This is a genomic window from Chryseobacterium sp. S0630 (assembly GCF_024158915.1).
Taxonomy (GTDB): domain Bacteria; phylum Bacteroidota; class Bacteroidia; order Flavobacteriales; family Weeksellaceae; genus Chryseobacterium.
In genome coordinates this window covers 1-13,955 of record NZ_JAMZGF010000091.1, presented here as the reverse complement: position 1 = coordinate 13,955, position 13,955 = coordinate 1, and the positions used below count along the sequence as shown (strand labels likewise).

Below are 13,955 nucleotides of genomic sequence, written 5' to 3'. Positions count from 1 at the left end.
TTGTTTCAAGACAAAAGAAATATGATGAATTAAAAATAAATTTTAAACCATTAAGAATAATAAAGTTTTTAAGAATATTTAAGGAGAAATATCTTGAGATATTTATTAAGCACGGTGCTTCATTCAAATTAATTTGAATCTTAACTTTCCTTACCATCTAAATTTTTCTTAATGGTTTAATTTTTTTATAGATTATCTTTCAAGCGAAAAATTCGAAATCACTTTCGGACGTTCAGCTTCATTAGCTACTTTCCAGGATGTTCTATACATCCATTCAGTCATTTTATAAAGCTTTTTATAATTGATATTTTCAGATTCATCCTGTGGAGTATGATACTGATCGTGCAATACACTGGTGAAGAATATGGCAGGAATCCCAATTTTAGCATACGGAAGGTGATCACTTCTGAAATAGAAATATTCAGCATGGCTTGGAGAATCCCAATCTTTCAGGTATTTGAATTTTGTACTTTCGTTATTGGCGTCTTCAGCCATTTTTACCAGCTCTTCAGAATTTTTGTGAGGAGCATTTCCACCTAATAAGGCAGCTTCATTATTGTCATTTCTTCCGATCATATCACCATTCAGAACGGCTACAATGTTCTCTTTCGGAACTACAGGATGTGCTGCATGCCATCTTGAACCCAGCAATCCTCTTTCTTCAGCGCCATGGAAAACAAACAGAATACTTCTTTTTCCCGGCTGTTTTTTATAAGCTCTGGCCATTGCTAACATGGCAACACAAGTACTTGCATTATCATCAGCACCATTATAAATGGTGTCGTTCTTTACAGGATGTCTGATTCCGTCATGATCCTGGTGTCCGCTTAGCAAAACATATTCATTTTTAAGAACGGGATCAGTACCATCTATTTTTCCGATAATATTAACTGATGGATATTTATAAGTTTCAGTGATCAGGTTCAGAGAAGCTTTAGGATTGTTTTTTACCCAGCCTGCATTTTCTCTTTTGATCCACAAAACAGGGATGTTATTCGTGATTTTCTCTCTTAATCCTTCTACGCCGTAGCTTCCTCTTGTCATTTGAGGCAGTACTTCTACCCAGCTTTGTTCGGAAGTATCATCGGTGATGAAAATAATTGCTTTTGCTCCCAGCTGAAAAGCTTTATCATAATATTTATTTCTTACAAATCCGGGATATCTTCTTACAAAAAGGGTCATATCTTTTGAAATGTTTTTGTCAGAAGCGTTTACTGCAAGAACTTTTCCTTTGATATCCAGTTTCGCAAGATCTTCAGGCTCTGCGTTTCCGGCATATACAATTTCAGCATCTAATGAAGCGTTTACAGGTTCAGCGACAAGGAAATCTTTCCATAATTTCAAACTGGTATTTCCAATTTTCAGATTACTTTGTGGAATTACCTGATGCCTGTACATATCGAAGAACTGGAAAAAAGTTCCGTTATCTCCAGCGGGTTTCATTCCTGCTTCTTTGGCTTTGTCGGCTAGCCACATAGAAACTTTCAATTCATCCAGAGTTCCGGCTTCACGACCCCAGAACTGATCTGCAGCAAGCTGATACATATCGGTACGAAGATCAGATTCTTTGATGGCGGAAACCAAAGGTTTTTTATAATTCTGAGCATTTCCAAAGGCAAATAAAAAAAGCCCAAGGAGAGAGAGAGAACGTACTTTTTATTCATAAGAACTCTTAATTGAAGTTAGCTAATTTCTCTGAAAACTGTTTTGAAAATTCCTTTCTGTCTTCTTCCAGTTTTTCCTGTGTAGAAGGTAAAATATAATTAAAAAGGATTTTGTCTTCATTGTCCAAAAAGATAATTTCCTTTTCATTTCCATCAATCATCTGTGAGAAAATCTCCCACATCGGAGTGTCTTTTAATTTTAATAATTCAAAAAACTGTTCTGCTTTGATTTCGATTTTCTGCATGTTCTTTTTTATATATTGTCGTTGAATATTTCTGAATTCTGATTCAAAAATAAAGATTTTGTATGGTAAAGAGTATTAAAACTCAAGAAACTTCAACTTAAACTGAATAGCAAAGTTCTCTTTGAAATGCGGAGTAGCATAATAACCCACTCTGTAGAATAGTCCAAGGTTAAAATAACTGGAAAGGAAATTATTCCATTCCAACCCGACTTCCTGATAGAGATGGTCTAATTTTCTGAATTTAAACTGGTGGTATTCCGGATGTTTCATATCTCCGATAGTTCCTCTTAATACAAAATCAAAACTGGAAACATTGTGTCCGAAACTTTTGAAATACCATGGAAGTTTGTGCGTAAAGTAGTACGCGACGAATCTGTCGTTATAATATTTTCCTCCCTCCAGAGTTGCAAACCCAAGGTAAGAAGTAAGGTTAAAATTAAAATCTTTACCCGGAGAAGCCAGTCCGTTCATCGTAAAGTTTTTCCAGATAGGCGCTCCACCCAGAACAAGACCTCCGTACAATCTGAAACCTGTAGTCCCGATCGGAGTTTTAAAATTATGAACAAATAAGGCGTCAAAACGGGAATAATTAAAATCTCCCTGCAGTATTTTGTAACTCTGCTCATAGTTAAAATACAGCTCAGGATATTTCTGATCAATCAGAGATTTTCCCTGCGGAGTCATGATATTGGTAGAATTCGGGGAATATTTTAAGGTGAAAAGGGTATTGAAATTTCGGTACGAAGTTCCTCTGTCTCTGAACTGATAATCGAATTCAGCCTCTTCCGTATTTCTTCTTACAGCAAGGGCCACGGTAAGTCCGTTGGTGACATCGTTCAGATAAGATAATGACATTCCTTTAAAGTGAAAATATCGGTCATTATTTAAATTATTCCCGAAGTTCATCATTCTCATCTTGAAATTCCACAGCTTTCGGTTGAATTCTCCTGAGGCGGTTACATCATCATACACCTCAAATCTGAAAAATGAGTTTTTCTCCAGGGTGGTTTTCATGTCAAGCCCCATTCCATACTTCCATTTTCTGTCTTTCATTCCATATGCAAAATAGTAGTCTGGTGAAAAATAAGGGTTGAAATTTTCATTCAGCTTGGCTTTTAAACCTAATCTGAAACCTTCGTAGGAGTTATAGTTTACAATTTCATCCACGGCAAAATCTACGGAACCTACTCTGATCTGTCCGTTCAGTAATCCCGATAAAATCTGGGCTTTGCCGTCTATTTTATATTTTTTTCCTAAACTGTCGATCGTTGTGTAGGTATTTTTTTCCCTCTCGGTAAGTGGATCGGTTCTATACTGGTCCAGAGAATGTCCGTCAATATTTTTTACAGAGAAAGTGTAGCCTTTGAAGTCTTTTGGATTCTCTTCAATAGGAGCCTCGAAATCAAAATATTTTGAGGTAAGAAAAGCGTAGGTACCAAAGCTTTTTTTGTCTTTCTTATCATCAGCATGCACTTTGTCATCCATAGCCATTTTACCCATTTTAAGCTTGGCTTTTTCGTGGGCAAGGAACCATTTGTTATTATAAAACACCCAGGTACTGGTGATAATTCCGTCGTTTTTGTTTTTACTGAAATTTTCAATTTTTTTAAGCCCGTAGGTTTCGGTATCTACATAAATAGCACCGTTGTACTTTCGTTTTCTGTCCGGTTTTTTGTAATTCACCTCACGAAAACGGATCACAAAGTTTTTTCTCCCGTCAAGAGTAACTGTGTCTGAAAGGAAAAATCTGTACAGTCCTCTGTTTTCTGGTTTTATCTGTTCCGGAACAACATCCCTGTTACTTTGCTGAAGAGCGATCATTTCATAGATAGGTTGCTTCAGTCCGGAAATTCTGTTGTCCAGAATATTGATCTTTTCCCCGTACTTTTTGGAATATAAAAACTCCTGAGCTCTTTCCCAAAGGAAGAGTTTACTTTTTGAAAATATCTTTCTTGCAGTGATGTTATTCAGAGAGTCTTTTTCTCTTTTTTTCTTGAAAATATTAAGATCATTAAAATACTGATTAAACTGAGAAAGACTGTCTTCATCAATATCCAGAGAAATTTTTTCGTAGGATTTGTAAGAATATGATCCTAAGCTTTTGGGTGAGTTTTCGTTAAATAGTTTATTGACTTTTCTTAGAATTTCCAGAGCTCTTGGATCACTTTTATCTTCAATAACAACAGCTTCAATATTGGTAGTCTTTAATGTTTTTTTAAGCAGGGAAACTTCCATGCTGCTTTCCACGGTAAGGGTTTCTTTCTGATAAGAATCAGCATCTATATCAATGTTTTTACATCCTGTTTTAAACTCCAGAATACCTTGTTCATTGGTGTATCCGATAACTGTATTGTCACAGGATACTTTTGCTTTAAAGACAGGCTTTTGACTGGCGTCATCCACAACCTTAATTTTTGTTTGTGAATACCCCAAAAAGCAGATCAGAAAAAATATTAACAGTAAACCCCTTTTCATGTAAAAAAACTAGGTCAAAAATAATGATATTTATTGTTGTAGAAAAGTTTTTAACAGAGTATAACATTGATTTAATCTAATGTTTTTATGGATTTTTTCCAAAGCAACCCGAAGGATAAAATTGTTCAGATAGTCTTTCTGTATTTTACTGACATTTACCAATAAAAAAACTCCTGAAGGGTTCATATTCAGGAGTTTTAATTGTTTTTCTTTTTGTGTTTTAGAATCGTCTTTTACTGATCATTGAGCGCTTTCATGAATTCAATGATATCATCTATTTCTTTATCGGTAAGCTGTAACGGAGCATCAGAAAGGGTCTGGTTTTCTACTTTAAATCCAAAAGCTTTTCCGCCACCTTTGTTGTAAAAATTCATTACTTCTTTCAATGTTTTGTACCCTCCGTTGTGCATATAAGGAGCAGTTTTTTGAATGTTTCGAAGAGTTGGTGTTTTGAAGGAATGCTGTAATGAAGGAACGGTTTCATGAAATTTTCCTCTTCCTGGATCATTATCAAATGTTTTATTCTCTGCATTCAAAGCTACTCCCAATATTTCCTGCTCAGTTTTTTTGAAATTCGGAGGCACGGTACCATTGAATAAAGGAAGAAAATGACAGATTGCACACTGGGCTTTTCCAACAAAAAGATTAAATCCTTGCTTTTGATTTTCTGTCATCGCTGATTTATTTCCTCTCATATATTCATCAAAAGCTGAATTGAATTTCGCCAACGAACGAATATAGGTTGCCAGTACATTCTGCAACTGCCAAACCTCTGTTTTTTGAGAATGATAAATCTTTTTGAATGCTGCCTGATAATTTTTATCCTGATTGATTTTGGCAAGAATGACATTCAGATCACCATGCATTTCTTCTTTATTGGAGATCACATCTGAACTTTGTCCTTCCAGATCATCCTTTCTCATATCCCAAAACTGGCCATGCTGATATCCTGCATAGTTGAGTGAAGGTGTATTTCTCGCCAGTTCCGAGTTTTCAAGAGACATGGCTTTGGCAAGACCATCGGTAAATGCTTTCTCTGGAATATGACAGGTTGCACAGCTTCGGTTATTGCTGTTGGACAATATTTTGTCATTAAAAAGCTGATGTCCAAGAGCTGCCTTTTCTTCGGAGTAGGCATATTCTTTTCCCGGAGTGAAAGCATTAGGATTAAATGCATTTTTAGTGAAAAAAGTAGCTGCATTTTTATTTAAAGCGGTGGTTACATCAACATCCGGAATGTTCTCCTGAGCTTTAAAATCAAGCATCAAAGCGGTGATCTTGTTCAGGTGATCCGGAATGAAATTAACATAATCAAATGTATTTTTGTCTGTGCTTTTCTTCAGAACTTCAATGGTTGAACTGATCTCTGCCACGATACTTTTTAAGGCTTTATTTTTCGAACGATCAGTAGAGATTTGTTCCAAAGTTTCCTTAATTCCTTGCAGAGAAGAAGGCATTTCCTCTAAAAATACTCCTGAGATTGGTGTGTCAAAACCAGAAATTCCTAAGCTGGAAATTCTGAAAGCTTCCTGTCTTAAGGCATCAAAAACCTGATCTTTACTGATCGTAATGACCTGAAAGTTGGTTTCTATAGTATTGCTTTTATTGATGAGCTTATTGAGCATTCTGATCACTTCCTCTTTATTTCCTTTATCATAAGGATAGAACATTTCTTCCAACACCTGTAGTCCTTCGGGCTCTATTTCTGTATGCTCGTCCATTTCTATTTCAGGAAGGGCAGGCCCGTTGATAAACCTTGCAGAGTGGGGAAGAAAGTATTCTACCGCCCATTCCATTGTTTTATAGGTTTTTCGGATATCCTGAAATTTTTCCTGAAGAAGTTTTTCATCAGCGTTTTTAGAAACCAGGGTTTTCAGTTCGTTAATTTGCTTTTCGAAATCAGCATTGGTTTTGATAATTCTGTTTTTTACAGAACCAAGATCTTCGTATACCGGCTGATGCTTATCATTTTTACAGTAATAAAGAGTAAAAAGCGCTGCTGCACAGTACAGAAAAAGGAGTATTGGGTATTTTGAAAGCTTATTCATAGGTATGAAAAAGTATCAACAGAGATTCTCTATTGATACTTTAATTGGATATGAAGGAATTAAAACTATTTTTCTACGTTTCTGATGATTACAATCTGTCCACCTTCTTTGTTGGTGTTGATTCCTGAACCGTCAGGGTTTTTGAATTTATCCAGTTGCCATGTATGTGAGTGGATATTCACAGAGAAGGTATTCGGAATTCCGATGATGTCTGAAATATCAACCATCGCTCCGAATTCCCACGAACCGAATTTCTGAAGATCTCCGGATTGGTTGTAAGCAGTCTGCCATGCAGAGTCACCTCTGTTGTGCCTCATGTTCAGCCATGGTTTGTATTGTTTTGTAGCAATATTCAGCTGCCAGATATAAGAATCGTGGTTGGCATTTTTGTAATAAGAATCTCCGTCTTCCTGGATGTATACAAAGTTTTCAGTCACACATAAGTTGTCAGGATTGATAAGGTTATTTCCTGGATTAGAATCTCCTTCAGCCACAACTTCCAGTTTACCTGTCATCATATTGTTAGCGTTCAGAACAAGCTTGTATACTCTTCCCCACATTGTTAATCCTGCTTTTGGATTCAAACCATCAGAAGATTCACCTGTAGCGGTAAAGTAGATTTCTCTTCCTTTTCCTGCTCCTTTTCTGTAATCTACATCTTCCACTCTTGAAAAACGGATCGCATTATTGTCAATGTTTTTCTGATTGATCTGAGCTCCGGTAAGGTTTTTAGCGTTCGGAATTTCCACGAATTCTACATCATAGCTGCTTCCTTTTGTCATATCTGTTTCAGTATAGTTGCTGTTGGTTCTTTTCAAAGAATACAACTTACCGTTATCAAGATCTCCCTGCGTATCGGATACATACATGATCAATTGTCCTGCAGACTGGTGAGAAGAAGAATAAGACTGGTCTTCACCAATGATAATATAAGTTTTTCCGTTAGAAACATCTTTAGGAAGCGGAACTGCATTTTCCATAGAAGCCTTTCCTAAAGCTGGCTTTACTCTTGTTTTGTCTGCTGCCTGAGAAGCAGGTGCCAAAGGATTCAAAGCGTGAACCATACTTTCTTCACCTGATTCTCCTGCGGTAAGGAATGCACTGAAACCATGAATTTCAGGAGTTGCTAACGTAGCAGAACATAATCTTGTCATTCCTCCTGTTCCGTTTAAGATATATTCTCCTTTTACAGGCTTAAATGTTTTGTCTAAATACACTCTTGATACCGATTGTTTGATCTCATGGTTGGTGATCATCAGATAGCCATCAGAGTTAGGATCTTTCATAAGACCCATTCCGTCTGGCTGACCTCCGAAAACGAAATCTGGAGAACCTGAAAGAACATCAGAACTAGAGATTAGAGTGGTAATATTTAAATTTTCAAAACCTTCCATTCCATAAACGAAAGCCGGTTCTTTAGAAAAATTTTCAAGTTTGATTTTGTCATTCACAGGAGTATCAGAGTTACTGTTGTCATCGTTACAGCTTTGAAAAACAATAGCTGCAAGGAATAGAGCTCCAATAGTTTGATTAATTTTCATAATTACTTTTTTTGAATTTCGATTATGGCAAAACTAAAGGTCTAGTGTTAACTATGTTTTAAGAAGACAAAACAATTAGTTTAATATTAAGTAATGGTTTGTTAAGATAAGGTCAATAATTAGAACGGATATAAATAGAGAGACTTTGATGAATATCTGAGTAATAAAGAATAGTATATTGTAACGTAGAGACGCTAAGGCTTTTATATATGAGAGCTTCTTGCGATCCTTAGCGCTAAATAAAAACATATATCCAGCTTATATAAGCTTTTTCCTGAATTATTTTAATTTCCCGCTGATTTCACAGATTATGCAGATGTTTGAGGAAGAATCTGCGTAATTCGTTTGATCTGCGAGAAGTAAGAATAGTACACATGCTTAGTCAGAATCAATGAAGTTGATTCCATTCTTTGCCTCCTGAAAATTATAAGGTATTGTAGAAAATACTTTGCGTTAAATAATATGATATACACTAAAAACAACCCCGGCTGTCTCAGAATTGAGACAGCCGGGGCTAAAATTTATAATAGAGGTTTCTATTTTAGATGTTCAAAGCTTTTTGGTAAGCGTTTTCTATACCTTCAAGGTTTTTACCACCAGCCGTTGCAAAGCCAGGGTTTCCACCACCACCACCTTGGATTTCTTTAGCAAGATCCTTTACGATAGCTCCAGCCTGGTAATCAGCAGCAAGATCATCAGAAACTCCAACGGTAATCATTGGTTTTCCGTCTGCGTCAGAAAGAATAATTGTTACTGAAGTAGGAATTTCTCTCTTCAACTGGAATACGATGTCTTTTACAGAACCTGCATCCAGAGAAGTTTTCTTTACTAAAAGCTGCTTGTTGCCTTTTTGCTCATAAGCATTCTTCCATTCTCCGATTTCTCCTTTTGCCTTTTCCTTCTTAAGAGCATCTACTTCAGCCTTCAATGAAATGTTTTCTTCGATCAGTTTTTCGATAGATCTTACAACATCTTTAGACTTTAATAATTGAGAAAGTTCAATGATCTGTTTTTCAAGATTGTTGAAATATTCTTCAGACTTGTCTCCTGAAATAGCCTCAATTCTTCTGATTCCTGCAGCTGCAGACCCCTCAGAAGTGATCTTGAAATGACCAATTTCGCTGGTGTTTTTTACGTGAGTACCTCCACAAAGTTCTTTTGAACTTCCGAACTGGATCATTCTCACACTGTCACCATATTTTTCACCAAATAAAGCCATTGCCCCTTTTTCCAGAGCTTCCTGAATCGGAATATTTCTGAACTCCTGTAAAGCAATACTTTCTTTGATCTTTTTGTTTACTTTTTCTTCAATAAGTGCTAATTCTTCCTCAGTCATTTTGTTGAAATGAGAGAAGTCAAAACGCAAGTAATCAGGACCTACATAAGAACCTTTCTGTTCTACGTGAGTTCCTAGAACATCTCTTAAAGCTTCGTGCAGAAGGTGAGTTACAGAGTGGTTAGCCTGAGAATTTTTTCTCTCAGAAGCGTTTACTTTAGCATAGAAAACAGCACCTGCATCTTTCGGAAGACCGTTGATTAATGAAATAATCAATCCGTTTTCTTTCTTAGTTTCCAGTACTTCGAAGCTTTCAACAGCATTTTCAAGAACCCCTTTGTCACCAACCTGTCCACCTCCTTCAGGATAGAAAGGAGAACTGCTTAATACCACCTGGTAAAATTCTCCGTCTTTGTTTTCTACCTTTCTGTATCTTGTAATATAGGTTTCAGACTCCATCTGGTCATATCCTACAAATGTTTCAGGTTTTGATTCAAGATTTACCCAGTCATATACTTTCTGAGCAGAATCAGCTTTTGAACGAAGCTTCTGTTTCTCCATTTCAGCTTTGAAACCTGCTTCATCAATCGTTAATCCTTTTTCTTCAGCAATGATTCTTGTTAAATCATCAGGGAAACCATAAGTGTCATACAATTCAAAAACTTCTTCGCTAGGTAATACTTTCTGATTATCTGCAATAGTCTGCTGGATTAGTTTTTCTACTCTGATCAGACCGTTTTCAATTGTTTTTAAGAATGAATCTTCTTCACTTTTAATCACTTCAGCAACCAGTTTTCCTTGTTTTTCAAGTTCCGGGAAGAAAGCTCCCATTTGTTCCTGTAGCACAGCAACCAACTTGTAAAGGAAAGGTTCTTTCATATCCAGGAATCGGTAAGAATAAGAAATTCCTCTTCTTAAAATTCTTCTGATCACATAACCAGCTCCTCCGTTGGATGGCAATTGTCCGTCTGCAATAGCAAAGGAAACCGCTCTGATGTGGTCTACCACAACACGGATCGCAATATCTTTTTCGTCTTCTAAAATTCCGGTGTATTTTTTACCTGAAAGTTCTTCAACTTTAGAAATAAGCGGAGTGAAAACATCAGTATCATAGTTGGAAGACTTCCCTTGAAGCGCCATACAAAGACGTTCAAAGCCCATTCCCGTATCTACATGCTGAGCTGGAAGTTTCTCTAAAGATTTATCTGCTTTTCTGTTGAATTCCATGAAAACCAGGTTCCATACTTCAACAACCTGAGGGTGATCGTTATTCACCAATTCAAGTCCTGAAACTTTAGCCTTCTCTTCTGGTGTTCTCAAGTCAATATGGATTTCTGAACACGGTCCGCATGGTCCGCTTTCACCCATTTCCCAGAAGTTATCTTTTTTATTTCCGTTAATGATTCTGTCTTCTGAAATGTGAGATTTCCAGAAGTCATAAGCATCCTGGTCTCTGTCCAGATTTTCTGAAGCATCCCCTTCAAAAATCGTTACATATAAATTTTCTTTTGGAATTCCGTATACTTCAGTCAGTAATTCCCAGGCAAAAGCAATAGCCTCTTTTTTGAAGTAATCCCCGAAAGACCAGTTTCCTAACATTTCAAACATGGTGTGGTGGTAAGTATCTCTACCTACATCATCCAGGTCATTGTGCTTCCCTGAAACTCTAAGACACTTTTGGGTATCGGCAATTCTAGGGGCGGTAGGGGTTTTGTAGCCAAGGAAGAAATCCTTGAACTGCGTCATTCCGGAGTTGGAAAACATAAGGGTAGGGTCGTCTTTCAGCACAATAGGAGCTGAAGGAACGATCAAGTGCTCCTTACTTTTAAAATAATCTAAAAATTTTTGACGTATCTCTTGTGATGTCATAGTATTGCTTTTGCTTTTTTAAATATCAAATTTTTGATAAGATGCAAATTTAAGATTTTTAAGCGATTTGTAATAATTTTATGCTATGTTTTGAATGATAACGAGTTTGGCTAATGGATGTGTGGTAAATCTTCTAGGTTTTCAAAACCTAGAAGGTCTGTAATGGAAGTTTTGTAATGATTGTAATCAATAATAATCTATCTAATTTTGTAATTTTACATTTAACTTCCTACCTTCGTTGCGATCTGAAAAAAGAGAAAAAACACTTCCAATGACTAAAGATGAAGAATTGAAAAACTGGATAGAACAATATTCAGGACCACTTTTGAAGCGTGCGCTGTACGTTCTTTCAAATAAAGAAGATGCACAGGATGTGGTTCAGGAAGTTTTTCTTGCAGCTTACTCAGCTTATGATTCTTTTGAAGGAAAAAGTCAGGCATTGACCTGGCTGATGGCTATTCTGAACAGAAAAGTCGCAGATTTTTACCGGAAAAAATATAAATCTGAACCGAATATCAGACTTGATCATTTTTTTGATGAAACCGGATCATGGAAAAATAATGATGTTTTGAATGACTGGAATGTTTCTGGCGATGGTGATGAGCTTTTAGACAGTACAGAATTTAATAAAACATTGGAAGAATGTATTGAAGAATTGCCCTCCAGATGGAAGATTCTGCTTAAAATGTATTATATCGAAGAAAAAAAAGCACCGGAAGTAAGTCAGGAATTAGAAGTTTCTACGACTAATCTTTGGAAGATTTTGCAAAGAAGCCGAATGCAGTTGAGAGAATGTCTGGAGTTTAACTGGTTTTCAAAATCATAAGAGAAATGATAAGAAGAATACTACATATATTATTTTTACCATGCAGTGAAGCCACTTTACTGATGGAAAAGAGGAATGCCCAATCTATTTCTTCCAAAGAAAACAGGATGCTCAGTATGCATTTGATGATCTGCAAATGGTGCAGAATGTACAATGAAAAGCTGGCGCTTCTGGATAAGGTTTTTAAAAAGAAATTCTCTGAAGAAAAAGCTGAAATTAATGATTCTGAAATTCAGGATTTTAAAAATAAAATGATCGATAAATTAAATTTCTAGGAAAATTTCTGTCAGGATTTTAAAATAGCTCCGACTATACTTTTGAAAACAATAAAGTATTCATTTAAAATCTTAAAAATATGGTCGGAACAGCACAGGAATCTAAAAATCAATTAACCCGAATCGGATATTATATCTCGCTTTTCGGAGCAGCACTTATTTTACTGTGGATTGGTATCTTCAAATTCACTCCCACGGAAGCTGCTGCAATAAAACCCTTGGTAGAAAACCATTTCTTAACTTTTTTCGTATATAAAATTATAAGCGTCCAGGCAGTGTCAAATCTTATCGGAGTGATAGAAATTATCATTGCCTTACTCCTGATATTTAGTGCGAAATTTGCTGTATTGAAAAAGTATGCAGGGATAGGAATGATCGTAACTTTTCTGGTGACATTAAGCTATTTGTTTACAACACCGGGAATATGGAAAATAGTGGACGGAGTGCCTGTGACGGATTTCTTTATTCTAAAAGACCTTATGCTTTTAGGATTTGGATTCATGATCGTTCAAAATAATAAGTAATGAATAAAAAGGTAAAAATGAAAAATATATTAATTGTACTCGGAATCATTCTGGGTATAGCAGTATTTGCTGCGGGATCCGGGCTTTTCAAAAAAAACAAGCCTAATGTAGTGGAAATAAAAAAAGAAAATGAGAAAATTATGGATAACAAAAACGTTAGAGAGATTTATTTTGCAGGTGGATGTTTCTGGGGAACAGAACATTTTTTTCAACAAATTCGTGGTGTTGTAGGAACAGAAGTGGGGTATGCCAACGGAAATACCCAAAATCCTACGTATGAAGAGGTGGTAAGTCATACAACAGGTTTTGCAGAAACCGTAAAAGTAAAATATGATTCTGAACAGGTAGATCTGAAACTGTTGATTGATTTATATTTTAAAACTATTGATCCTACAAGCAAAGATCAGCAGGGAAACGACAGAGGAAACCAGTACAGAACAGGAATCTATTTCACCAATAAAACAGATGAAGCTGTAGTAAAAGATGAAGTTCAGAAACTTGCAAAAAACTATAGCAAGCCCTTATTAGTAGAAACCATTCCATTGAAAAATTTCTACAAGGCAGAAGATTATCATCAGGATTATCTGGATAAAAATCCGGGCGGTTACTGCCATATTGAACCGGGACTTTTTGAAATGGCGAAAAAAGCCAATCCACTTCCCAAACCGACTTATCAAAAACAGGATAAAAAGGTTCTGAAAGAAAAACTGTCTGCAGAACAATATAATGTTACCCAGGAAAATGGGACAGAAAGACCTTTCCAGAATGAATACTGGAATGAAACCCGTGAAGGAATTTATGTAGATATTACCACAGGAGAACCTTTGTTTGTCTCTACAGATAAATTTGAATCCGGATGTGGCTGGCCAAGTTTCTCAAAACCGATTACCAAAGGTTTAATTGATGAAAAACTGGATCGTACCCACGGTATGGATAGAGTAGAAGTAAGAAGTAAAACCGGTGATGCCCATTTAGGTCACGTTTTCACAGACGGACCACAGGATAAAGGAGGACTTCGTTACTGTATCAACAGTGCTTCGCTGAAATTTATTCCAAAAGCGGAAATGGAAAGTAAAGGATACGGAAAATATCTTCCGTTGTTAGATAAAAAGTAATGTGAAAGAAAGAGGCTGTTCAAAAAGGACAGTCTTTTTTATGCGACCCATTACTGTCCGATAAAAAGTATAAATACATTGAAAATATTAATATTTA

10 protein-coding genes are annotated in these 13,955 nt (G+C 36.2%); 4 read left to right on the top strand and 6 right to left on the bottom strand.

Annotated features, from left to right (window positions below; genetic code table 11):
• Positions 1-192: 192 nt before the first annotated feature.
• The 6 genes from NK356_RS23220 to alaS form a co-directional block, all read right to left on the bottom strand.
• The gene (locus NK356_RS23220; RefSeq protein WP_253318166.1) at positions 193-1,584 is read right to left on the bottom strand and encodes a M20/M25/M40 family metallo-hydrolase; all 1,392 of its coding nucleotides are present in this window, start codon (positions 1,582-1,584) and stop codon (positions 193-195) included.
• Positions 1,585-1,672: 88 nt separating this feature from the next.
• Entirely contained in the window at positions 1,673-1,909 is a 237-nt protein-coding gene (locus tag NK356_RS23215; protein WP_034697514.1) for a hypothetical protein, read from the bottom strand.
• 75 nt (positions 1,910-1,984) lie between these two features.
• On the bottom strand, positions 1,985-4,312 hold the full coding sequence (locus NK356_RS23210; RefSeq protein WP_253318165.1) for a hypothetical protein: 2,328 nt from the start codon (positions 4,310-4,312) through the stop codon (positions 1,985-1,987).
• A gap of 305 nt (positions 4,313-4,617) precedes the next feature.
• The gene (locus NK356_RS23205) at positions 4,618-6,432 is read right to left on the bottom strand and encodes a cytochrome-c peroxidase (RefSeq protein WP_253318164.1); all 1,815 of its coding nucleotides are present in this window, start codon (positions 6,430-6,432) and stop codon (positions 4,618-4,620) included.
• Positions 6,433-6,497: 65 nt separating this feature from the next.
• Positions 6,498-7,973, bottom strand: a complete 1,476-nt coding sequence (locus tag NK356_RS23200) for an alkaline phosphatase PhoX (protein ID WP_034697512.1) — start codon at positions 7,971-7,973, stop codon at positions 6,498-6,500.
• A 541-nt stretch (positions 7,974-8,514) separates the two neighbouring features.
• On the bottom strand, positions 8,515-11,118 hold the full coding sequence (alaS, locus tag NK356_RS23195) for an alanine--tRNA ligase (RefSeq protein ID WP_034697511.1): 2,604 nt from the start codon (positions 11,116-11,118) through the stop codon (positions 8,515-8,517).
• A 271-nt stretch (positions 11,119-11,389) separates the two neighbouring features.
• Between alaS and NK356_RS23190 the strand changes: the two genes are divergently transcribed.
• The 4 genes from NK356_RS23190 to msrB all read left to right on the top strand — a co-directional run bounded on the left by NK356_RS23190 (position 11,390) and on the right by msrB (position 13,858).
• On the top strand, positions 11,390-11,944 hold the full coding sequence (locus tag NK356_RS23190; RefSeq protein WP_253318163.1) for a sigma-70 family RNA polymerase sigma factor: 555 nt from the start codon (positions 11,390-11,392) through the stop codon (positions 11,942-11,944).
• Between the two features lie 5 nt (positions 11,945-11,949).
• Positions 11,950-12,219, top strand: coding sequence for a hypothetical protein (locus NK356_RS23185; RefSeq protein ID WP_253318162.1), 270 nt, complete (start codon positions 11,950-11,952; stop codon positions 12,217-12,219).
• Positions 12,220-12,299: 80 nt separating this feature from the next.
• Positions 12,300-12,743, top strand: a complete 444-nt coding sequence (locus tag NK356_RS23180; protein WP_034697509.1) for a DUF417 family protein — start codon at positions 12,300-12,302, stop codon at positions 12,741-12,743.
• Between the two features lie 17 nt (positions 12,744-12,760).
• Positions 12,761-13,858, top strand: coding sequence for a peptide-methionine (R)-S-oxide reductase MsrB (gene msrB / locus NK356_RS23175; RefSeq protein WP_253318161.1), 1,098 nt, complete (start codon positions 12,761-12,763; stop codon positions 13,856-13,858).
• Positions 13,859-13,955 lie beyond the last annotated feature (97 nt).

Bases quoted from the DNA above. Each gene is read 5' to 3' on its own strand.
- NK356_RS23215 (WP_034697514.1), bottom strand. From the start codon at position 1,909: ATGCAGAAAATCGAAATCAAAGCAGAACAGTTTTTTGAATTATTAAAA.
- NK356_RS23205 (WP_253318164.1), bottom strand. From the start codon at position 6,432: ATGAATAAGCTTTCAAAATACCCAATACTCCTTTTTCTGTACTGTGCA.
- NK356_RS23200 (WP_034697512.1), bottom strand. From the start codon at position 7,973: ATGAAAATTAATCAAACTATTGGAGCTCTATTCCTTGCAGCTATTGTT.
- alaS (WP_034697511.1), bottom strand. From the start codon at position 11,118: ATGACATCACAAGAGATACGTCAAAAATTTTTAGATTATTTTAAAAGT.
- NK356_RS23190 (WP_253318163.1), top strand. From the start codon at position 11,390: ATGACTAAAGATGAAGAATTGAAAAACTGGATAGAACAATATTCAGGA.
- NK356_RS23185 (WP_253318162.1), top strand. From the start codon at position 11,950: ATGATAAGAAGAATACTACATATATTATTTTTACCATGCAGTGAAGCC.
- NK356_RS23180 (WP_034697509.1), top strand. From the start codon at position 12,300: ATGGTCGGAACAGCACAGGAATCTAAAAATCAATTAACCCGAATCGGA.
- msrB (WP_253318161.1), top strand. From the start codon at position 12,761: ATGAAAAATATATTAATTGTACTCGGAATCATTCTGGGTATAGCAGTA.